Annotated in this window: 18 protein-coding genes and 1 riboswitch; of the genes, 9 read left to right on the top strand and 9 right to left on the bottom strand. The window is 45.0% G+C overall.

What is annotated here, in order from left to right:
* The first annotated feature begins 56 nt into the window (after positions 1-56).
* The 3 genes from ACHUFN_RS16675 (at position 57) to ACHUFN_RS16665 (ending at position 3324) form a co-directional block, all read left to right on the top strand.
* Positions 57-1052, top strand: a complete 996-nt coding sequence (locus ACHUFN_RS16675; protein WP_394223670.1) for an ABC transporter permease — start codon at positions 57-59, stop codon at positions 1050-1052.
* Between the two features lie 16 nt (positions 1053-1068).
* Positions 1069-1974 (top strand): ABC transporter ATP-binding protein, encoded by a 906-nt coding sequence (locus tag ACHUFN_RS16670; protein ID WP_394223668.1) that lies wholly within the window; start codon positions 1069-1071, stop codon positions 1972-1974.
* 129 nt (positions 1975-2103) lie between these two features.
* Positions 2104-3324, top strand: a complete 1221-nt coding sequence (locus ACHUFN_RS16665) for an alginate export family protein (protein WP_394223666.1) — start codon at positions 2104-2106, stop codon at positions 3322-3324.
* A 51-nt stretch (positions 3325-3375) separates the two neighbouring features.
* On the opposite strand, the gene ACHUFN_RS16660 is transcribed toward ACHUFN_RS16665, so the two are convergent.
* The 5 genes from ACHUFN_RS16660 to ccoG form a co-directional block, all read right to left on the bottom strand.
* Positions 3376-3966 carry an HD domain-containing protein gene (locus ACHUFN_RS16660; protein ID WP_394223664.1) on the bottom strand — a complete coding sequence of 197 codons (591 nt, stop codon included), beginning with the start codon at positions 3964-3966 and terminating at the stop codon, positions 3376-3378.
* A 75-nt stretch (positions 3967-4041) separates the two neighbouring features.
* Positions 4042-4674, bottom strand: a complete 633-nt coding sequence (locus tag ACHUFN_RS16655) for a thiol:disulfide interchange protein DsbA/DsbL (protein ID WP_394223663.1) — start codon at positions 4672-4674, stop codon at positions 4042-4044.
* A gap of 568 nt (positions 4675-5242) precedes the next feature.
* On the bottom strand, positions 5243-7165 hold the full coding sequence (locus ACHUFN_RS16650; protein WP_394223661.1) for a TonB-dependent receptor plug domain-containing protein: 1923 nt from the start codon (positions 7163-7165) through the stop codon (positions 5243-5245).
* Positions 7166-7237: 72 nt separating this feature from the next.
* Positions 7238-7468, bottom strand: a riboswitch (cobalamin riboswitch).
* A gap of 196 nt (positions 7469-7664) precedes the next feature.
* Positions 7665-8648, bottom strand: a complete 984-nt coding sequence (locus ACHUFN_RS16645; protein WP_394223660.1) for a serine/threonine protein kinase — start codon at positions 8646-8648, stop codon at positions 7665-7667.
* Positions 8645-10075 carry a cytochrome c oxidase accessory protein CcoG gene (ccoG, locus tag ACHUFN_RS16640; protein WP_394223658.1) on the bottom strand — a complete coding sequence of 477 codons (1431 nt, stop codon included), beginning with the start codon at positions 10073-10075 and terminating at the stop codon, positions 8645-8647. Before ccoG ends, ACHUFN_RS16645 begins: the two co-directional genes overlap by 4 nt.
* A 427-nt stretch (positions 10076-10502) precedes the next feature.
* Between ccoG and ACHUFN_RS16635 the strand changes: the two genes are divergently transcribed.
* Both ACHUFN_RS16635 and ACHUFN_RS16630 read left to right on the top strand, forming a co-directional pair.
* Positions 10503-10868 (top strand): hypothetical protein, encoded by a 366-nt coding sequence (locus ACHUFN_RS16635; RefSeq protein WP_394223657.1) that lies wholly within the window; start codon positions 10503-10505, stop codon positions 10866-10868.
* Positions 10869-10972: 104 nt separating this feature from the next.
* Entirely contained in the window at positions 10973-11518 is a 546-nt protein-coding gene (locus ACHUFN_RS16630) for a DUF3016 domain-containing protein (protein WP_394223656.1), read from the top strand.
* Between the two features lie 104 nt (positions 11519-11622).
* Here ACHUFN_RS16630 and ACHUFN_RS16625 read toward each other — a convergent pair whose 3' ends face one another.
* On the bottom strand, positions 11623-13383 hold the full coding sequence (locus ACHUFN_RS16625; RefSeq protein WP_394223654.1) for an acyl-CoA dehydrogenase family protein: 1761 nt from the start codon (positions 13381-13383) through the stop codon (positions 11623-11625).
* Positions 13384-13634: 251 nt separating this feature from the next.
* Here ACHUFN_RS16625 and ACHUFN_RS16620 point away from each other — a divergent pair, with 251 nt between their 5' ends.
* A complete protein-coding gene (locus ACHUFN_RS16620) occupies positions 13635-14450 on the top strand; it encodes an SDR family NAD(P)-dependent oxidoreductase (RefSeq protein WP_394223652.1) in 816 nt (271 codons plus the stop codon).
* Between the two features lie 87 nt (positions 14451-14537).
* Positions 14538-15413: an amidohydrolase family protein gene (locus tag ACHUFN_RS16615; protein WP_394223650.1), complete on the top strand. Its 876-nt coding sequence runs from the start codon at positions 14538-14540 to the stop codon at positions 15411-15413.
* 79 nt (positions 15414-15492) lie between these two features.
* On the opposite strand, the gene ACHUFN_RS16610 is transcribed toward ACHUFN_RS16615, so the two are convergent.
* The 3 genes from ACHUFN_RS16610 to ACHUFN_RS16600 form a co-directional block, all read right to left on the bottom strand.
* Positions 15493-16677: a mandelate racemase/muconate lactonizing enzyme family protein gene (locus tag ACHUFN_RS16610; protein ID WP_394223648.1), complete on the bottom strand. Its 1185-nt coding sequence runs from the start codon at positions 16675-16677 to the stop codon at positions 15493-15495.
* A gap of 49 nt (positions 16678-16726) precedes the next feature.
* The gene (locus tag ACHUFN_RS16605) at positions 16727-17494 is read right to left on the bottom strand and encodes a class II aldolase/adducin family protein (RefSeq protein ID WP_394223646.1); all 768 of its coding nucleotides are present in this window, start codon (positions 17492-17494) and stop codon (positions 16727-16729) included.
* 65 nt (positions 17495-17559) lie between these two features.
* A complete protein-coding gene (locus ACHUFN_RS16600; protein ID WP_394223645.1) occupies positions 17560-17985 on the bottom strand; it encodes an NUDIX hydrolase in 426 nt (141 codons plus the stop codon).
* Between the two features lie 348 nt (positions 17986-18333).
* Here ACHUFN_RS16600 and ACHUFN_RS16595 point away from each other — a divergent pair, with 348 nt between their 5' ends.
* Complete coding sequence (locus tag ACHUFN_RS16595) at positions 18334-19383, top strand: efflux RND transporter periplasmic adaptor subunit (protein WP_394223643.1); 1050 nt, start codon at positions 18334-18336, stop codon at positions 19381-19383.
* A 13-nt stretch (positions 19384-19396) separates the two neighbouring features.
* Positions 19397-22504, top strand: coding sequence for an efflux RND transporter permease subunit (locus ACHUFN_RS16590; RefSeq protein ID WP_394223641.1), 3108 nt, complete (start codon positions 19397-19399; stop codon positions 22502-22504).
* The last annotated feature ends 390 nt before the right edge of the window (positions 22505-22894 follow it).

The raw sequence follows: 22894 nt of genomic DNA, 5'->3' as shown, positions 1-22894 counted from the left end.
TAAATGCAACGGGGCGCTAATGCGCAATAGCGCTTAATAAGTGTCAGGAGCAAGCAATGAGCAAGATGACAACCATTCTTCGCCTTCCATCATCGCCATCAAACGCTAACTCAATGGCTAGCCGTTTGTATCAATCAGCACCTGCGTTGCTGCTGCCCGTCATCGGTTTGCTAATGTTCTTGGCTATTTGGAATGGCGTAGCAAAAAGTATCGACACCTCGCTAGGTCAATTTCCCGGCCCAGCGCAAGTATTCGAACAGGCGGGCGCATTAATTAACGAGCACGTTGCACAAAGAGAAAAAGCAGAGGCATTCTACGAACGCCAAGAAGCGAGAAATGCAGCGCGCGTAGCGCAAGACCCAACGTATACCCCTAAAATTAGAGAGTTTACTGGCGCTCCCACTTTCTTTGATCAGATATGGACCAGCCTGTATACCGTTATGGTCGGCTTTTTCATTGCCTCAGTGGTTGCTGTACCCGTGGGGATTATGTGCGGACTAAGTAAGTCGGCGTACACAGCAATTAACCCTTTAATTCAATTGTTTAAACCTGTGTCTCCATTAGCTTGGCTGCCTTTGGTTACCATGGTAGTGAGTGCACTTTATGTCAGTGAAGACCCTGCATTCTCAAAGTCTTTTGTTACCTCTGCGTTTACTGTTTCTCTTTGCTGTCTATGGCCAACCCTTATCAATACGGCTGTGGGTGTCTCGAACATCGATAAAGATTTAATAAACGTGAGTAAAGTGTTACGTCTTACACCGTTCGCTCATCTTACCAAGATTGTTTTACCTTCATCTATTCCAATGATTTTTACCGGCCTTCGTTTGTCTCTTGGCATTGGTTGGATGGTACTGATCGCCGCTGAAATGCTTGCGCAAAATCCAGGTTTAGGAAAGTTTGTGTGGGACGAGTTTCAAAACGGAAGTTCAGAGTCATTGGCAAGAATTATGGTTGCGGTTCTTACCATCGGTGCCATCGGCTTTGTACTAGACCGCTTAATGTTATCAATTCAGCGAGCTGTAAGCTGGGACAAGTCAAGCGTACTTCGCTAATTTTGAGGAGAATTTTATGCACACTAAACACTTAGAGTTAGAACAAGTTGGTATTGACTTTCCTACACCCAAAGGGCCATTCACTGCGCTACAAGATGTGAATCTTAAAATTGCCAAGGGCGAGTTTGTTTCGCTTATTGGGCACTCTGGCTGCGGTAAGTCGACGGTATTGAATATTGTTGCAGGCCTTCATCAAGCTACCACAGGTGGTGTGATATTAGATGGCGCAGAAGTTAAACAACCTGGTCCAGAGCGTGCTGTTGTGTTTCAGAATCACTCGTTATTACCTTGGCTCTCCGTTTACAAAAATGTTGAGCTGGCAGTGAAATCTACCATGCGTGGCAAGAGTAAAAGCGAGATGCGAGACTGGATTATGCACAACTTAGAACTTGTGCATATGACTCACGCCCTCGATAAACTACCCAGCGAAATCTCTGGTGGTATGAAGCAGCGAGTTGGGATTGCTCGCGCTTTGGCTATGGAGCCCAAAGTACTGTTAATGGATGAGCCTTTTGGTGCTTTGGATGCACTCACTCGTGCCCACCTTCAAGACTCACTGATGGAGATCCATGCCGACCTTGGTAACACAGTTATTATGATTACCCACGATGTGGATGAAGCGGTGCTGCTATCAGATCGCATTGTAATGATGAACAATGGCCCAGCTGCAACTATCGGTGAAATATTAAACATTGCGTTGCCACGTCCTCGCGACAGGTTAGCGCTAGCTGATAACAAGCAATATAACCACTACCGACATGAAGTATTAACCTTCCTCTACGATAAGCAGAAAAAGGTAGAAACGGTCACATCGAGAGTGAGTCAATCAAGTTCCACAGGCACGCGAGCCGAGCAGCAGCAACATAATAGTAATGAGGTGAATTCTGAAAAAAAAGACGCTAAGAATTCAGATGCCGCCTAACACTATCGGCACCTGAGCCCAGCGGTAGCTTAACCGCCTTCCAAATACAACACACACTTTTCAACTGGCATTTCGGTGCCAGACGGGAAAGTGTTGACCAAAAGAAATTAAAATCGATAGGGAAAACACATGAGCACGTTACGAAACTTTAGCATTAAGATGCTAGCGGCATCTGTATTGTCGGTATTGGGTACAAGCGCCATGGCGGATGATATTCATAGCGCATTAAGCAACTCAAAAGCATGGGCAGAACTTAATTTACGCTACGAGACTGCCGAGGAAGATAACGCACTGGAAGATGCCAGCGCACTTACGTTGCGCACACGTATTGGCTTTAGCTCGGGTAGCGTTAATGGTTTTTCATTTACCGCAGAGGCAGAAGACAGTCGCATTGTTCTGGGCCAGGATGAGTTCACCGTGGGGCCGACTGGATTTAATGTTGGCGAATACTCGGTCATTGCAGATCCTGAAACGACAGAAGTTGATCAAGCGTTTATTCAATATAAAGCAGATAAGTTTACGGGCCGACTTGGACGTCAGGTAATTGCTTTGGACGACCATCGTTTTATTGGTCACGTTGGATGGCGTCAAGACCGTCAGACATTTGATGCTATAAGCGCTAAATATAACCTAAGTGATAATTTAGAGCTGTTTTATAGCTATATGTACAAGAGAAATCGTATTTTTGCTGAAGCGGCAGATTTAGATTCAAAAGACCATATTGTCCATGCCAGCTATATGTCAAAAGTGGGTAAATTTGTGGGCTATGCCTATTTGTTGGAAGTGGATAACGACACAGACAATGCGTTAGATACTTACGGAATGAGCTACGACGGAAAAGCGAAAGGAGAGGGCGTTAGCTGGGCCTATGGTGGCGAGTATGCTATTCAATCTAGTGAGGCTGGGTCGGGTGAAACCGCAACAGACTTCGACGCGTCTTACCTTAATGCTTATGTCGCAGCAACGATTTCAGGTATTACAGCGAAAATAGATTATGAGATATTGGGCTCTGACGATGGGCTTTACGGGTTCGCTACGCCGCTTGCAACGCTGCACAAGTTCAATGGTTGGGCAGATCTTTTCTTAAAAACGCCAGAGCAAGGCCTTAAAGACTTAAGGGTGTCGTTGTCTGGCGGTTTGGCCGGAGGTAAATGGCTGCTGGCGTACCACGATTTCTCAGCAGACGAGAGCAGTAATGGTATTGACGACCTTGGTAGTGAAATTAACGCTCAGTATACGAAGAAGTTTGCAGGAAAATATAATTTCGGAATTAAGTATGGTACTTATGATTCAGGCGATACAAAGGTAGATACCAACCGCTTCTGGATGTGGATTGGAACACGTTTTTAACGCGAGTGCCGCTAGGCTATATCAATAAAGAGAAAATGACTGGCTGAGTCACTATTGACTTAGCCAGCCCTTCTCAGCAGCAATATTCAGCTGCTGCATCACGTAATCCCAAAGCGCTGGTGCACAAGACTTTAGATGTACATTTCGTTTTTCAATTTTTTCTCTTGCTATACCGTGGCGTTTCCAACTGCCGCCGTTGTCTTTCATGTTTTGAAACACAGGCAGTACGCGGTCCATAGATTTAGCAAATTCGGCATCTGCTGTTTCCGCGGCCTCAAACTCAAGCCATAGCGCAAGCATCTCGCTATCTAAAGGCGATGGCAACAAGCCAAAGATTCGTTTAGCGGCAGCGACTTCTTTTTCGGCCTGGGCCTCGTGGTCGTTTTGATGGTTAAACGCAAACATGTCGCCGGCATCTATTTCAACTACATCGTGAATAAGGATCATGCGAATAACACGGGCTACATCAATAGGTTTTACAGCATATTGGCTTAGCATGTTAGCCATTAATGCTACATGCCAGCTGTGTTCAGCAGAGTTTTCTTGACGATAGTTTTCACAGGGAAGGGTAATCTGCCTTTTAACGGCTTTTAAATGATCAAGCTCACAAATAAAGTCAGCAAAATCGCTTACTGCGTGCATGAGGTCTCCAAGGAATAAAAATGGGCGCCCGGGCGCCCATTGCGGTGTATGTGAATAACTTACCTGTGTGGAAAATTATTTTTGTTCAGATAGCCAAACAATCAAATCAGCAATGTCATCGAATGTCATATCGGCAGTGAACGTTGGCTGGTATTTACCGTTGATAATAAACGTAGGTACGCCAGTTAAGTGCTCGCGGTACGCTTCAATTTGCTGTTGGTTTTTACGAACCATACTGTTAACGCCAAAGCTGTTTGCTAGCTTATCAAACTCTTCACCGTCAACACCGTTAACAACGAAGATATTGCGAAGGTCTTTTAAACCGGTAATCGATGCACGTTGTTTGTGGATATAGTTGAATATTGCTGCGTTCATAGCATCTTCTTGCTTAAGCGCGCGAGCAATAAGCATTGCTTTAGTTGCATCGTCTTGAACATCAGGACCAGTAAAGCGCATGAAGTTCACATGTACTTTGTTGAACTTAGTAGCGTCGCTTTTCTTCTCTTTTATTTGTGCAACGATGGGCTCAAACTGGAAGCAATGTGGGCACCAAAATGAGAAATATTCATTAATTACTGGCTTATCGGTGGCTTCTTTATCTAGTACGTTGTAATGCGTACCTTCTTTCCATTTAGACGCTGACTCTTGAGCGCAGGCTGTTAAAGGCAAAAGCATTGCCATGACAAACATTACTGCTAATTTTTTCATGGAATATAATCCTATGTTTAAAAAATATTATCGATGGTGAGATTATCACAGGCTTGTTCGCTTAACTAGGACCTGTTGTTCTTCAATGTCTTAGTACGCGATAAGCTCACCAAAAAATGCGATTCAAAGAGGGTAAAAGGCCTGGAAAACCGAGCCAAGTGGTGACTTGAGGTATTTTAAATGCAGATGGACCAAGCGTTATATTAGACAAGTTTATACCAATCCGCATAGAACATTGCCCACTCAGAAGGCGCTGGCAAGTTACCTAGCGAAGCGTGGGAATGCAGGAATGGCTGCTCCCTTTCAAATTCCCAGAATGAAGCTAGGAAGCTTGCCAGACCTTCCCGAAGGGCGAGTTTAAAATGTCCGTACTCTTTGTTGTGTCACCTTGATGTAGAACCACTATACCTGCGGTAACACGCCGTGATTACGAACATTTTAAATCTCGCTGAGTGGGTAATGAGCTATGCGGACTGGTATTACTGTGTAGCTTGGCAACAGCATGCATAAAAAAGGGTTACGCAGAATTTGTGTAACCCTTTAAAAATAAAATAATTAATACTGATAGCTACATGCTGTAATTAACAGAAAGCAGTGCGCGTCGCTCTTGCCCTGCATAACCGACAATGTCTTCGTAATCGGTATCAAAGGCGTTATCTATGCGCAGTGAAACCTGCCACTGCTGGTCAATTTGGTAGCCTAAATTAACGGTTGCAAGCGTGTAAGCCGACGACGTCAGTGTTTGCGAAGGCTCAGGGAAGGGCGGGAAGAAAGTGTCATTACGGCTACCTGTATAAGCAAGCTTGGTGTAAAAACTGAAATTGTCAGTGCCAAAGTCGCTAGTGAAAGTCAGAGAGCCTTGATGACGTGCTCGGCGTAGCTCTGTTGTAGTTACGCCGCTATCCGTTTGTTCTGCGTCCAAATAGCTGTATGAGGCAGTTAGATTACCAAAATCGTGACGCCAATTAAGCTCTACATCTAGGCCATCACGTGTACTTTCGCCATCGATATTGCCTGCACTGAATGCACCTAAATCAGAAATAAACACAAAACCATTTATCTCATCTTCTAGGTCAGCCGTGTATACGCTAATTTGCCCTGATAATGTTTGCCAGTTTGCTTTAACGCCAACTTCCCATTCTTCACTGGTTTCTGGCTCAAGGTTAGGATTACCAATAAAGCTTGCGGGGAAAAAGCCGAAGCGCTCGGTAAACGTTGGTGTTTTTACCGCTTTGCCAAAGCTTGAAAAAACAGCGTATTCTTTATTTACCTGCCATGTAAGGCCGCCGCGATAGCTAACTGCATTGTCAAATTCGCTGTTATTGTCATAACGGCCGCTCACAGTGGCGGTTAGCGTTTCGGTTAGCTGCCCGCTACCCTCAGCAAAAAAGCTATATGTATTGTCATGCTGTTGCTGGTTTGGATCGCCAAAGGTCAGAAGCCCGCGCTGATCGAAAAGGCGCTGAAGATATTCAACACCACCAGCAACATTCCATTTGTCGAAGGAGTAAAAGTTAGTCCAATTTAACTCTATGCGTTCGCCAGTGGTTCCACTGTTTTCAATGCCCGACACTGTATTGTCGTTTTCGTCTTTTCTATAGTGGGCACTTAACGCAGAGCTGTAGCGCGTGTTTTCAGGTGTATATTCCCATCTAAGTCTAGCGCTTAGCTGATTCCCGTCGGTGACATTGTCGGCATCTGCTGGTAGTCCAGTGGTAACAAAGTCTGTTCCGTCGTATTCATTTTGAAAATAAACAGTCCGCAGGTTGGTAATGAATGTGTGCTCAGTGCTTGCGGCATAATTAATATTAATGCCCGCTGTCATATTATCGTAGCCATCGTCTTCATTACCTACGCGCGACACGTTGTCACCGTCGGTTCTAAGGTAGCTTGCGTAAGCAGAAACACCTACATTGTCATTTTGCGAATGCGCGTTTATGTTGCCCTGCAGCGTACCTTGATTTCCCACCGCAGCTGAAAAATCGACGTGAGGCTGTTTGCTAGCAAACTGTCCAGCTTTTGTGGTTATGCTAAGCACACCGCCTACTGCGCCGCTGCCCCATCTCGCGCTTTGCGGGCCGCGAAGTAATTCGATACGCACTACGTTTGCACTGGTAAGGTGCGCTAGGTCAACAAGGCTTCCTTGGCCAACATCATTGGCCACAACCCCGTCAATTAAAATCAATAAATGATTTGTTTCGCTTCCTCTAACACGCAGTTCTGTAAGACCACCTGGGCTGCCAGATTGGGATAAGCTCACGCCGGGCAAACCGCGAATAAGGTCGGTTAGCTGCAACGCGCCAGACGCTTTGATATCACTTTCGGTTAACACCGATACAGAACCTGGAAGTTTTGTTAGCGATATCGGTAATCGAGTGCCAGTTACCGTAAGGGTCTCGATGTCTTGGCTGGTATTTTGAGAGTATGAAGGTGTGCTTAAGCACGAGATAACCGCAGCGGCTAGGGCTGCTTTTGTAAAATGTGTACGCATGGTTTTTTATTGTCTTTGATGCGCTCCGCCCGAGCACATGATTAAGGGAAGTGTGCGTTAATGCAAAGCATACGACACCGCAAAGCATAGGCCGGTATCCGGGCTTACTCACCATTAACGTAAAGTAAATGGCTCTTTTGCCTTCCCATCTAATGGCGCGTGTTTACGCGTGTAAAAGACAGTGGCGTTTGAAAAGAAAACGACGATGCGTTGAGTTTACCGTTGCGGGGGCAGCATCAGTATTTCACTGATTTCCCGTTTAACCTTTAGTGCTTCGCTAAAAGTGATGGCTTGATGAAAAGCGCAATAACTTTAAATGAGATAAAGGCACCTACACGCGGGCGATTATATAGAACTTAAAAAATGATAGCGAATACGGTTTATTATACCTTACGCTTTTTGATGAAAGGCAAGGGCGTTTACATCGAAACGCCCATAAGTGCATGTGTGCTTAAGTTTAAAAGCAGACGCTCAAAAGCCTAGCTTTCATAAAGCAGTGTTAATAACCCAGTTTAAGAGCAGGCTCTTGAAGCACGGAAAGTTGCTCTTTAAGCGCAAGTATTTGCCCTTCCCAATATTTGTCTTCTGCAAACCACGGAAAGGCGCGAGGAAACGCAGGATCTTCCCAGCGTCTTGAAAGCCACGCCATATAATGAACCATTCTCATTGCGCGAAGTGGCTCAATAAGCACAAGTTGCGATGAATCGAATGTGTGGAATTCTTCATAGGCCTCCACCAAGGTATCTAGCTGAAGAAGCTGCTGTTGACGGTCGCCGCTTAACATCATCCACAAGTCTTGAATCGCAGGGCCCATACGACAATCATCAAGGTCGACAAATGTTGGACCGTCGCGCCACAAAATATTGCCAGGGTGGCAGTCACCGTGTAAACGAATGTTGGACGTGGGTTTGTAGGCTTTTTTAGTCGCTTCAATTACGGGTTCAAGTATGGCAAAGAAAGCCGTTTTCAGATGTCCAGGTAGCAGCGTGCTTTGTTCAAGTACGTGTTTAGGTTCGTTAAGGTAGCTTTCAATGTCGATAGAAGGGCGGTGAGCAAAGCCCTTTGAATGGGCCACGCGATGAATGCGACCAATAAAGCGCCCCATCCATTCAAGCTGATCTAAATTGTCGTTTTCAAACTGCCTGCCACCTACTGAAGGAAATAGAGCAAAGCGGTAATCGGTTTCTTCAACTTTATGATGGTGCAGCGTACTACCGTTCAGCGCGATAGGCGCAGCAAGGGGTATTTCATTTTCCAACAGCTCGGTGGCGAATGCGTGTTCTTCCAGTATTTGAGCGTCAGTCCAGCGTCCGGGGCGGTAGAATTTTGCTACATAGCGCTGACCGTCCTCAGCCAAAAATTGATAAACGCGGTTTTCATAGCTGTTAAGCGCTAACAGGCCGCTTTGAAGAAAAATGCCCTGACTTTCCAGGGCATCTAAAATAGTGTCTGGGCTAAGGCCAGAAAAAGAAAAATCTGTCATCGATAAAGGAATTTCGTTGGTTCATCAACAGTAACCGTTTCCCCATCAATTGTGGTGGTTACACTGATAAAAATATCGGTAACCGTATCTTCCAGATTATAGGCGTCAGTTGCAACTGAAATTGGCGTGCTGTAAACCGCACCACCTGCAACCGTTACCTCTTGCTCGCCAATATATTTGTAGTCAGGCAGGCCCTTTATTGCAATAAAGTAGGTTTGAGTTTGCTGCGTTTTATTCAGAACTTTAATGGTATAAACGTTCTCAATAAGGCCTTCATTAGTTTCGCGGTACAATGAATTTCTATCGCGAATAATATCTACCTCAGTTGGGCTTCGCATCCAAATGTTTGCAAACAGTAAGCCTATCATGACAACAAGCACAACAAAGTAGCCAATAAGTTTTGGACGAATCACATGGGTTTTTCCACCGGCCAGCTCTTCCTCTGACGTAAAACTAATAAGTCCTTTGGGATAACCCATTTTGTCCATCACACCGTTACACGCATCGACACATGCACCACAATTAATACACTCGTATTGTAGACCGTTACGTATGTCGATACCTGTCGGGCATACTTGCACACATAAATTACAGTCTATGCAGTCGCCCAACCCTTTTTCTTTAACTTGTTCGTGGCTAAGCTTTCTAGGGCGGGGGCCACGCTGTTCACCGCGTTGTGCATCGTATGCCACCGTAAAGGTGTCTTTATCAAACATGGCAGACTGGAAACGCGCATACGGACAAATATGGGTACACATGATTTCTCGCATGTAGCCCGCATTCCCGTAGGTACATACGGCAAAGAAAATAATAGAAAAACCTGCCCAAAAGCTGGTGTTGAATGTGACGAAATCGATAAACAGCGCGTCAATTGGCGTGAAGTAGCCAACAAAAGTCAACGCGGTTAACAGCGCTACCACTACCCAAGCCGTATGCTTAGCAGTTTTGCGCAGAAATTTATCGAGATCCATTTTGCGCGCATCAAGCGCTATTCGCTTGTTTCGAGGGCCTTCACACTTCTCTTCAAACCAAGTGTAGATATACACCCATGTTGTTTGCGGACACATAAATCCGCACCACACACGTCCAGCAAAGGTGGTAACAAAGAAAAGCGCAAATGCAGATACGATAAATATGTACGCCAGTAACGTAAGGTCTTGAGGCCACAGCGTGAGCGAGAAAATAGTGAAGCGCTGTTCGCCAATATCAAGCAGTACCGCTTGATGGCCGTTGTATTGAATCCACGGAATTACGGCAAAAAGGGCCAGAAAGAAAAGGCCAAACATTCTTCTGAATGTTTCTAGAGGGCCCTTAACAGCGCGCACGTAAACACGGCTGCGAGAATCATGGCGTTTTCCCTCGGTATTTCCCTTCGGCTTATGTACTTTTACCGGTGTTACGGTCTTTACCGGTATTTGTTCATTCATAGCTTAACCTTATATGACGTAACGAACTGCCTGCACAGTATAACTGTGTTCGAAATATCAATTTTAATGTAGATCAATAATGAGGCGTATGTTGAATCTTTTTAAAGTTTCAGTCAATACTGAAACTTCAGAATGTTAGGCTGGCGCTCATTCTATGCCGCTCATGTTTAAATAGACGAAACAGTCCATCGAAAACCAAGAAAGCATAGGCACCAGTATACATGAGTATTAATTACTGTATTTACAGGTAAACTAAATTCGCATTACTATCGTCAACGTTATTGTGGTCAATTACTGTCTTAGTCGCGTAAATTAAACAGGGATAAAGCGTAAATTAGCAAAGAGCAGTAAAGGTCCTTTCTGTTAGGCGTGCTTACAAAATTTGGCGCTGTTTGTTTTAAATGTCGGTCCGGTTAGCTGAGAAGTCATGTTGAGGTTTTTTATTATCGCCGCTGAAATCATTGTTCTGATTTTAGTGTTGCGTTCTCCATTCGTTCAATATCTTTTCCAAGATATTCAAAACTCTGTGTCTGATTGGCTTGTTTCCATCGCGACTTTTCCAGAACGTGAAGAGTTAAGCCGTTTACAAGACAAAATAAACACGCAATTGGGCCCGTTAAAGCCCTACCAGCAAACGTACGCGAATCAAATCACCGCCAATGGTGCTAGTGTTAAGAAGTTTTATAACACTTACTGCGAAAATGATGATATCAATCCGAATTTTACGGGAACTAAACGGACACAGCTGTGCCTAATCATAAAGCAGTCCTCAGTTATGCAAATTGAAGATTAATTCATCTGAACTAAGATGTTTAATTTGAAACAATAACGCAGACAAGTCGACACTTTCGCGCCTTGTAGAACTACAGACTGATGACCGAATTTAGGAGCACAAAAGTGAATAAATTACGTACTTTATCTTGTTTGAGTTGTGCCACTGCGGTGGGGTTACTTGCGGTTTTAGCGCCCTCGCAAGCGGCGGAAGTTAAAATTACATGGGAAGAGCCTGAGTCTTACACCGATGTAAGGCCTTCGAATGAGTCTCGCAAACGATTTCGTGAACGTACCCTTAAACAACTTGAAGCGCATATTGTGGAACTGTCGAGCGAGCTTCCTGAGTCTCAGGTTTTATCGATGACGGTAACAAACGTAGATTTAGCGGGTGAAGTATGGCCAAGTCAATTTGTAGGGTTTGCTCAAGGCGGCGGTAATGACGTTCGTATTATTAGACGAGTTGACATTCCTAGAATGACATTTAGCTACACGCTTTCCAATGCCGAAGGGCAAGTTATCTTAAGTGATGAAGACGTTAAGCTTAAAGACATGGATTTCATTGATTCGCATGTACGTCACAGACGTGGAGAGGCCCTATCTTACGAAAAGGCCATGCTTGATGATTGGTTCTCAGATACTTTCTCACAGCAAGTCGCGACGACTAACTAACGTTGTTAGCAAAAATATATACACATAAAAAAGGTCACTATTGAAGTGACCTTTTTTGATTTTTAGCCCATGTTACACAGGCTAGAGTCATCTAACTAATACTATTAAAGATAATCGAATTCGTTACCAGAAATAGCTAACGTGCTTTCAGGGCCAGCTTGGTAAGCCGCTTTATGTGCATCGCGGCGTACAAGAATTCGTTCCATGTAGAAGTCGCGAGTTTTCGCTTTAGAGGCCGCTAGTACAGCATTGTCTGACTGCTGCGCTTTATCTGCCATGCTATACCACAACACACCAATTAGCGAGTAAGCACTGTAGGCTAGGTAATCGCACGCAGCAGATGCCGCTGTTGTTGCGTCCATACCTAGGCAGTCAGCTGATGATGCACGCCAGTCGTTTAGAATGCCCTGCGCTAAACCTTGAGCTTCACTGTCTTGAATGTCGCTTACTAGCGCATTAAACGCTTTGTAGGTAGCTTCCATCATCTGACCACCATCACGCGTAAGCTTGCGGCCAATTAGGTCTAGGGCTTGAATTCCGTTGGTGCCTTCATACAACATGGCAATTCGCACGTCGCGCATTAGTTGCTCCATGCCCCATTCGCGAATAAAGCCGTGGCCTCCAAACACTTGAACGCCAAGGCTGGTAGTTTCAAGACCCATGTCAGTCATAAAGGCCTTACAAATTGGCGTTAGGAATTGAAGAATCTTATCTGCATCTTCTTTTTCTTGGCCTTCACCTAGCTTTTCTACGTCCATAAATTTAGCGTAGAAAAGCGACAGTGCACGACAACCTTCAATCAGTGATTTCTGAGTAAGCAGCATACGTGCAACATCAGGCTGAAATACGATTGGATCGGCTTTACCGTCTGGGTTTTGAATGCCTTGCGGCGCGCGAGATTGTACACGTTCACGAGCGTAAGTCAGTGCACCTTGATAAGATGCTTCCGCTGCACCTAGGCCTTGCAATCCTACTTGGAAACGCGCGTCATTCATCATTGTAAACATGCACGCTAAGCCTTGGTTTTCTTCACCAACCAAGTAGCCAGTTGCACCGTCAAAATTCATCACACAAGTCGGGCTCGCTTTAATGCCCATTTTGTGTTCAATGCTGCCTACAGACAAGCTGTTCGCTTCACCTGGTTCATTGCTGGCATCTGGAAGGAATTTAGGTACTAAGAATAAGCTAATGCCTTTTACGCCTTTTGGCGCGTCTGGTAGTCGTGCCAGTACAAGGTGAATGACATTTGAGCTCCAGTCGTGGTCGCCGGCAGTGATAAATATTTTATTGCCCGTCACTTTATAGCTGCCGTCGCCTTGTGGCTCAGCTTTCGTGCTAAGCAAGCTTAAATCTGTTCCAGCATGCGGCTCGGTCAAGTTCATGGTGCCAGTCCACTCACCGCTAATTAATTTAGCTAGGTAGGTGTCTTTTAACGCTTTGCTTGCGTGTTTAGTAACGGCAAGCGTTGCACTTTCGGTAAGCATGGTGGTTAAACGCCAGCTTAAGTTCGCCGCGTTTAGCATTTCGTGAACGGGCACAGCCATGGTGTAAGGTAACTCTTGGCCATCGTATTCGGCTGTACCTAGCATGGCGTTCCAACCGTTTGCGACATACTCTTGATAAGCGTCAGCAAAGCCTTTTGGCGTAGTAATTTTACCGCCTTCTAACTTACAACCTTCTTCGTCGCCTTCGCGGTTTAGCGGTGCTACAACATCAAGGGCAAACTTTGCGCCTTGTGCAATAATTTCATTTGCCAAATCGCTATCGAAGTCGCTAATTCCTAGCTTTTGGTAGTGAGCATCAAGTCCAAGCCAGTCTTTTAATAAGAACTGAAAATCAGTTGTTGGGGCGTGGTACAGAGGCATGGAAGACTCCTTTTTCAAACAAGTGTTTTAATTTTGTCTATTATAGTCACAAAAAGCGTAGTCCGAATAGCCCGCTAACGGAAACTTAATAATAAATTTGGGTGATGTGTGAGTGCTGTTTTCAGATAGCTTGAACCAACTAGCGCTGAACATTATTGGCCATCAACTATATGTTGGCTTGCATTTCTTGTTCTCACTGGCATCCTTAGCCTACATTCTATGAACGCAAACACTACGTGGTATACAACGAAATGGCTTCAGATAGTTCAACTCACACTGCCGTGAACACGATAAATAAAACTGCTCATGACACATTTGAAAACAAGCAACGCCCAGTTTGTATTGTTACTGGTGGAAGTTTGGGTATTGGTTATGCGGTGTGTAGGCTCTTTAGCGAAAACGGCTACCAGGTCGTTAATCTAGACATAAGAGATTTTGAACAAGGCCTACCCAATGCAACGTGGAAGCACTGTGATGTTAGCGTGGTAAGCAATATTGAAGCGGCCATTAGTGAGGTTGTTGACGCTTATCAGCGAATAGATGCGTTAGTATGCAACGCGGGAATTCATGTTTCAGCAACTATTGAAGATACCGATGAAGCGCTGCTTGATAAAGTATTCAACTTGAATGTTAAAGGGGCCTATGGCGCAATTAAAGCGTGTTTGCCATTAATGAAAGAACAGGGCAACGGTGCCATCGTTGTGATGGGCTCAGATCAGTCTTTTGTTGGCAAGCGCAATTCGTTTGCTTACGGTGTGAGTAAAGGGGCGTTAGCTTCTATGGCAAAAACCACGGCGCTTGATTACGCCGCGTTTAATATTCGGGTGAATGCGGTGTGCCCCGGCACAATTGAAACGCCGCTTTTCCACAACGCCATAGATAATTATGTGGCTCGCTCTGGCGCAGATAAAAATGAAGTTGTTGCAGAAGAGGCCGCGGCGCAACCCATAGGGCGCTTAGGGCAGCCTGAAGACGTGGCAGAAATTACCTACTTTTTGTGTAGTGATAAAGCGTCGTTTATTACTGGAAGTCTGTATGCGGTTGATGGGGGCTATACGGCACAATAGAGAGTGCACAATAAAGCGCGCACCATAAAAAATGCTCGATTAAAAATACCGAACCCAAAGCGCCTCATCAAATGCGGAAAAATAAAAGTGAGTGAAACCTTACAATCTTGGATTGATCCACACATTCATTTCTTTGCCTTACAAGAGGGGCATTATAATTGGCTAAAACCATATAACCCGCCTTTTTGGCCTGATAAAACTGCCATTGCTACGTGCACTACAGAGCAAAATCTCGTTCGGGCCTCCCAAGGTCAGATTGCCGGGTTTGTGCATATAGAAGCTGGGTACGACAACATAAGGCCGTGGCGCGAAGTCGCCTTTCTAGAGCGTCACTGTACCCTGCCTTTTCGCTTTGTTGCAGGCATAGACTTAACACAGCCTTCTGCTGGTAGCCATATCGATAAATTAAAAGGCTATAAGTCTGTGCGCGGGCTACGCCATATACTCGATGATGATGCCGAGACACTGCTACGCTCGCCAAAAGTGAAATGGGGGCTAGGGCACATAGCAGCGCAAGGGTTAACCTTTGATGCGCAGTTTAACCTTGCAGATAGCGCTGCCGTAAATGCACTACTTGGTGTACTAGAGAAAACCTCAACACTTAATATTGCTATAAACCACAGTGCAATTGCCCCGCACGATAAAAACGGTTTGGTATTTAAAACGTGGCGAAAAAACATTTATAACCTAGCTGAAACCGGCCAAGCTGTGTTTAAGTTTTCGGGTTTGGAAATGCAAAACCGCAATTGGCAGTGGCAGCGAGCGTCTTTTGTTTTTGAAACCTTGCTAGATACTGTGGGGGTTAACAAGCTTATGTTTGCCAGTAACTTCCCACTTTGTCAGTGGCGCATGCCCTATGCGAAGCTGTGGCAGGGGTTCTTAGATATGACAACGCCGCTTAATAATGAGCAAAAAGCGGCGTTAATTTCTTTAAATGCTAAGCAATGGTACGACATTGCGTAGCCGTTAGTATCGATAAAAATGAGCGAATAAACGGTATCAACCCCACGCAGTAATAATGTAAGTAGTCAAATTAACCGCACTATTTCAGTGCGGTAACTGTCATGTGCGGCGAGCGATAAACAATCTCGTCGTTCAAATCGATACCAATTCCCGGCGTGTCAGGTGCTTCAATGAAGCCATTTACCGGCTGAGGGTCTTGAATACACAGCTCACGGTTCCAGTCTTTTATGGCATAAGTGTGATGCTCGTGAATTAAAAAGTTGGGAATGGCTGTTTCTAAATGCAAGCTAGCAGCTGTGGCAACCGGGCCACCGCAAACGTGGGCTTGAACACGTACATCGTAGACGTCGGCGTAGTCGCACACTTTTTTCGCTTCAGTGAAGCCACCACACAAACCAACATCAGGTTGAAGTACGTCAATTGACTGATCTTCAAGGTAAGGACGCACATCCCAACGGTGGTACAAACGCTCACCGCCAGCAATGGGCACGTTCACGTTTTTGGCGACCTTGTCGTGCAGCTTTGAATTAAGGTAATTCACGGGCTCTTCGTAATACAAGCAGCCTATTTCTTCCACGATATCACCAAGTTGAATTGCCGTTGATGCGCCAAGTAAGCTGTGGCACTCAAAGATAATGTCACCATCTTCGCCCATGGTGTCTCTAATAGCCTGAAGACGAGCTTTGAAAAGCTTTAATTCTGGCTTAGTGAAAAGCTTGGTTCTATCGAAGTGCGTGTTACCGTCTTTGTCATACACGATAGGGTCAACTTTAACGGCGTCATAACCATCTTTAAGGGCTTTTTCGGTTGCACGGGCATAGTCTGCTGGATCGTTCAGCTTGGTTACTTCTTTATCCCAGTCGAATTGCAGCTGACTGGCGTAGCTACGAAGTTTGCCGTTGGTCTTTCCACCTAGCAGTTCGTACACAGGCAGGCCCAGCGCTTTGCCTTTAATGTCCCAAAGGGCGGTGTCTATTGCGCTCATCGCCGCATATATTACTGGGCCGCCGCCTAATCCCCAGAAACCTTCACGCAGCATTCTTGACCACAGTAATTCAGTGTGAAACGGGTTAAAGCCAATAAGCATCGCTTCCGCAATTTCTTTAATCATGTGAGCCGCAGCGCTATGGCCCCAGTCATAAGCAAGTCCAGCTTCGCCCACACCCGTAATGCCCTCGTCTGTATACACGCGCACGAAGACAGGGTTCCACTGTGGGCGCTTGGGGCATTCAATATCAAAAATTTCTACTTTGGTGACTTTCATAGTGTTAAAACAATTCCTGTTTAAAATTATTGGCGTGTAGCGGCGTGACTTATTCGCAAAAGCTTGGGTCTAATCTATACGCTTTGCGCAACATTGCAGGCCATGCTTTTTGACCGCCTGTTTCACCGCTGTGAACTACGTTGGCTTGTGCGTATATGCCATCAATAATGCGTTGTGGTATTTCAATAACCTCTTCATTTGATTGCATAAGGGCAAGTTGAATCTCGCACGCGCGCTGTAAATCGTAAAACCGCATAAATGCATCGCCTACGGTGGGGCCGAGCGTTAGGCCACCATGGTTAGGCAATAGCATGTGATTGGTGTCGCCAAGGTCGTCTTGTAAACGCTTCTTTTCACTATCATCTACGGCCAGACCTTCGTAGCCGTGATAAGACAGTGAAGGTAGAGAGAACATAGAGTATTGACTCCAAGGCTTAAGTCCACCTTTCACTGACGCCACAGAAATTGTGGCTAAAGTGTGTAAGTGAATAACGCATTGGGCGTCGTGACGCACTTCGTGAATTGCACTGTGTATGGTGAAACCTGCAGGGTTTATACCGTACGGAGTGTCGTCAAGGATGTTGCCTTGTAAGTCAACTTTCACCAAGTTTGAAGCTGTAACCTCGTCGAAGGTAAGCCCAAATGCATTCACTAAATAATGATCTGTACCCGGCACTTTAGTTGAAATATGGGTATATATAAGGTCACCCCACCGCATATCGGCCACTAAGCGGTAGCACGCGGCTAAATCGACGCGGGTTTGCCACTCTTGCTCAGATACTTTGCCTTTAAGGCTTTGGGTTGGCAGTGAAAACAAGCCATTTCTCCTTTTTGAAAAGTGCAGTCAATTTACCAATACCCGCAACAATGAACAATGCTTTGTCAGTTCGAGTTTATAACGAATTGGGTATAACCATTGCGTAAGGGAATAAGATCGTCTTTAAAGCGCATTGAGTCTTGGTTCAGCGAAAACGGGTCCGCCTTAACCAGTTTTTTGACTTCTAGTTTTGCCCATGGTGGAGCATCAAACTCGTTAGGTAGCGCTTCGATTCCTGCATTCAAGTTGCAGCCAAATAGTACTAAGCCATTAGGAGTTGTAGATAAATATTGCGCAATTTCAACGTTAAACCCAGTCTCTTCCCAAGTTTCTCTGTGTGCTGTGCAAGCTATTGACTCGCCATCTAACAGTCCACCTCCTGGAAAATCCAGTTTACCTGACAGCCTGTGCTCAATCAGCAATACATGTTGGTTAGCTTTGATAAGACAGGCGGCACCAATAGGGGCAACCTGCCCGTTCAACTCTGCCATTGTTTTTCTATACGAAAGTGAATCTGAAACACGGCACATAGGTGCGTTTTGCGATGATTGCGAACAAGCAAAAAGCGTTAAAACAGCGAATAAAGCTGATAAGCGAAATAAGATGACCATCGATTTGGGTAAAATACTATAGAGCCTGTTTGTTAAAATTGTGAAAGTAGACAATAGTAAACGACAGACCCGAAGCAAAAAACAAAAATAAAACAGTAATTACACAGTGCACAATTAAACGTTTATCGATGCTAACAGCGAATCGTTAGCTTGCATTGTGTACTTAAGTACTCCCGCAATCTCAAAAAGCAGTTTTCGACGGGAGACTTTTTACCCATAGGAATGGTTATGTCTTCACGATTATCTTTATCGCCCCTGTTAATTGGTGTGGTGTTGCTTGCTGGTGTATTAATTTATTTGAACTTGCCCGAAGAGAAAAGCGCAAGAAACGGCAATGCACGTGCGACCCCCGTTAAGACCGCGTTAGTGTCAACACAGGCTTTTCCCATCACTATTGAGTCTCTTGGCACCGCTATCGCTAATGAGTCAGTCAACATCACTGCGCAAGTGACCGACACCGTCAAAACAATCAACTTTGAAGATGGCGATGAAGCAACAAAGGGCGAATTACTCGTTCAATTGAATAACACCGAAGAACGTGCGAGGGTTGAAGAGCTTAAAGCAAATATCAATGAAGCCAAACGCCAGTTCGATCGCATCGCCGATTTGCGTCAATCAAACGCCACGTCAGAACAGCTTCTTGATGAACAACAGGCGCGGGTAAAAGCGCTTCAAGCCCAGCTAGATATTGCCTTGGCGCAACTTGATGAAATGCAAATTCGCGCCCCTTTTAGCGGTCTTTTAGGTAACCGAGAAATAAGTATTGGTTCGTTAGTACAGCCGGGCGACACGATTACTACCTTAGATGATATCAGCGTTGTCAAAGTTGACTTTAATATTGCAGAAAACCACTTGGCAAGTGTCGCGAAGGGACAAACTCTTAGTGCATCTTCAGTGGCTTACCCTGGCGTAGAGTTTGAGGGAAAAATTTCAAGTATTGATACTCGCCTTGACCCAATAAGTCGGTCTATTCGTGTACGCGCCACAATCGATAACGAAGATAATCGCTTGCGCCCTGGCATGTTACTAACCGTAATTGTTGAAAAACGAGTGCTAAACACCTTAGTGTTGCCAGAAAAGGCACTGGTACCTGTTCAAGACAAGCAATTTGTTTATGTTGTTAAAGACGATACCGCCCATCAAACCGAAGTGGTCATTGGTGAGCGCCGCCCGGGGCTTGTACAAATTGTCAGTGGTTTGAATGAAGGAGACGAAGTGATAACCGAAGGTACGCTTCGGGTGCGCAATGACTCTCCGGTTAACGTATTAAACCGCTAGGGAGCATACAGCTATGTTACTGTCAGACGTGTCTGTAAAGCGCCCGGTTTTTGCAACCGTAATTAATCTACTGCTGATCATTTTCGGCGTTGTCGCGTTCACGATGTTGAGCTTGCGAGAATACCCCGATATTGATCCACCCATTGTGTCTGTTAGCACTACCTATACCGGTGCATCAGCAAACATTGTGGAGACCCGAATCACACAATTATTGGAAGATAGGATTTCGGGAATAGAAGGAATTAAAAACGTCACATCAACCTCTCGTAACGGTCGCTCAGACATTACGATAGAGTTTAAGCTTTCTCGAGATATTGACGCGGCGGCAAATGACGTGCGAGAACGGGTGAGTCGCGCGTTGAACAACCTTCCCGATCAGGCCGATCCTCCTGAAGTGTCAAAAGCGAACTCCGATGAAAGTGCAGTAGTTTGGTACAACCTACGGAGCACCAATTTAAACACTATGGAGCTTACCGACTACGCCGAACGCGTTTTAGTAGACAGACTGTCTATAGTAGATGGCGTTGCTCGCGTACAAATTGGTGGTGGCAGGCGCTATGCAATGAAAGTGTTTCTAGACCGCAATGCAATGGCTGCAAGAGGCATTACGGTTAACGACGTAGAGCAAGTTATTCGTGCAGAAAATGTAGAGTTACCAGCTGGTGAGGTGGAAAGCACAGACCGTAACTTTGAGGTAAGAGTTGCAAGAACGTTCCTTTCTCCCGATGACTTTGCTGCGCTTACGGTTGCGGTAGGCGACAACGGCTATTTAGTTCGTCTTGGTGAGATCGCCAATGTTGAACTGACCGCTGAAGACGACGAAACTGAGTTTCGCGGCGACGGTGTTAACATGATTGGCCTTGGCATTATCAAACAGTCTAAGGCCAACACACTTGATGTGGCACGTGCTGCCAGAGCACAGATTGAAAGAATAGAAGCTACGCTGCCTGACAATATTTTTATTGTACCTAGCTACGACTCGTCTGTTTTTATCGAAGCCTCTATCGATGAAGTATATAAAACCCTTGGTATCGCCATGTTGATGGTTGTGATTGTCATTTACCTGTTCTTGGGGAATATCAGGGCCACGTTAATTCCAGCGGTAACCGTTCCCGTATCGATAATTTCAGCATTCATCGTTATGTATGCTTTGGGCTTTTCAATCAACTTGCTTACGCTGCTGGCAATGGTATTAGCCATAGGTCTGGTGGTCGATGACGCTATTGTAGTGCTTGAAAACATTTATCGTCGCATTGAAATGGGCGAGCCTCCAATTCTGGCTGCATATCGAGGTGCAAAAGAAGTTGGCTTCGCCGTTATTGCCACCACCCTTGTGCTTATTTCCGTGTTTGTTCCCCTAGTGTTTTTAGAAGGGAATATCGGCAGATTGTTTACTGAATTTGCCTTAGCGATTGCCGCTGCGGTGGCATTTTCAAGTTTCACAGCGTTGACCTTATCGCCCATGATGGCGTCGAAAATTCTTAAAAAGCGCACTCGCTCTTCTGGTTTTGGAAGTTGGATGGATAACCGATTTTCAAAATTAGAGAATGGATATTTCAATACGTTAGGTAAAACCCTTCATCAGCCTCTTTTAATGTTACTCATGCTTGTCATTGCCGTTATCGCGCTGGTACAGCTATCAGAGAAAGTACCTAGCGAGTTTGTGCCAAAAGAAGACCGAGGTAACTTCTTTATTTTGATGAACGCTCAAGAAGGGGCAAGTTTTGAAAGTAACGCGAGAAACCTTGAAAAGATAGAAAGCATATTAATGCCTTACCGTGAAAGCGGAGAAATTAGCCGTCTATTGGTAAGAACCCCCGGGTTTGGAGGTAATGCAGGCATTGCTATCGTGGGCTCAGCTGATTGGGATGAGCGAGATTTCAGTACGTTTTCACTTATGGATGAAATAAGCGCAAAGCTAAATACGGTGCCAGACGTTCGCGCTTTCGCCATCATGCGAAGTGGAATATCAGGCGGCGGTTTGGGCCGTCCAGTCCAATTTGTGTTGCAAGGCGATACGTATGAAAACTTAGTCGAATGGCGGGATATCGTGCTTGAGAAAGCTGCGCAAAATCCAAGACTCATTCGTCTTGATTCAGACTACAAAGAAACCTCGCCGCAGCTGTTAGTTAATATTAATCGAGATAGAGCGGCAGACCTTGGCGTTTCAATTAGCGATATAGGCGGCACGTTAGAAGTAATGCTTGGTCAACGTCGTGTTTCTACTTTCCTTGACAGGGGAGAGGAGTATGACGTGATAATGGAAGGCATAGAAGAAGACTTCAGAAGCCCAAACAGTATAGAAAATCTATACGTCCGCTCCAATAGAACCGGCGAGTTGATCCCTATGGATAACTTACTCACGTTCGAAGAGCAGGCAACGTCGGCGCAGCTTAACCGTTATAATCGAATGCGCGCAGTGACTATTTCAGCTAACTTGGCCGATGGTTACACGTTAGGGCAGGCACTTGAGTACTTAGAGAACATTGTAAGTACTGAACTGCCAGACAATGTGTCTATTGACTATAAAGGCGAGTCGCAGCTTTATCAGGAAGCGGGTAATTCGTTTGTTTATGTTTTCATGCTCGCATTGGCGGTAACCTACTTGATATTGGCTGCTCAGTTTGAAAGTTGGGTTCATCCTTTGGTTATCATGCTCACGGTACCCTTGGCACTGGTTGGTGCCTACATTGGGCTGTTTTTTAGCGATATGACGATTAACATTTACAGTCAAATCGGCTTGGTAATGCTAATTGGTCTTGCTGCCAAGAACGGCATACTTATTGTTGAGTTCGCTAATCAACTGAGAGACGCTGGTATGGAGTTTGAATATGCACTCAAGCGCGCTGCGACGCAGCGCTTGCGCCCTATCGTTATGACGGGGTTTACTACGGTATTCAGTTCATTGCCTTTGGTATTGGCATCAGGGCCTGGCGCAGAAAGCCGAATGGTGATCGGTATGGTCATATTTTCCGGCGTGCTGGTATCTGCTTTTATGACACTTTACGTTGTTCCTACCGCCTACAGTTGGCTTGCTCGCAACACTGGCTCTCCGCTTAAACGGACAATGGAGATTGAAAAACTAGAGCAAACTATCGAGTACAAAAAAGGTGAATCTTGATTTCGGGTAGAGCGAATGCTCTACCCAACTTTCTGTTTCCTAGTCGAAAAATAGATTGAAATTTAAGCGCTGCGAACACGTTTCAGGTATTTTTTTATATACCTAAATATTGTGGCTTATTCGTAACTCGATTTCATCTTTTTTTATAACGCATTGAAAAGTATAGTTAAGCTCCTGTTTTTCGTTGGTTATTAACATTTCTTATTCCACTTATAACGCTAAAAAGTATGGATTAGACAATTGTATAGTTGCTTAACTTTCTACTTCCTCTAAACTTCGCGTCACAGTCGGACGCTTGCATAAGTCGTTCATTTATAGAAGTTAAATTTTTTTGCTCAAGTTGGCGAATATGGCAATTGTGACTAATACTTATTTCGTTGTATGAGTACA

The sequence above is a fragment of the Alteromonas gracilis genome (assembly GCF_043642145.1).
Taxonomy (GTDB): Bacteria; Pseudomonadota; Gammaproteobacteria; order Enterobacterales; family Alteromonadaceae; genus Alteromonas; species Alteromonas gracilis_B.
The sequence above is the reverse complement of the archived record's forward strand: the minus strand, read 5'-3'. Positions and strand labels throughout refer to the sequence as shown.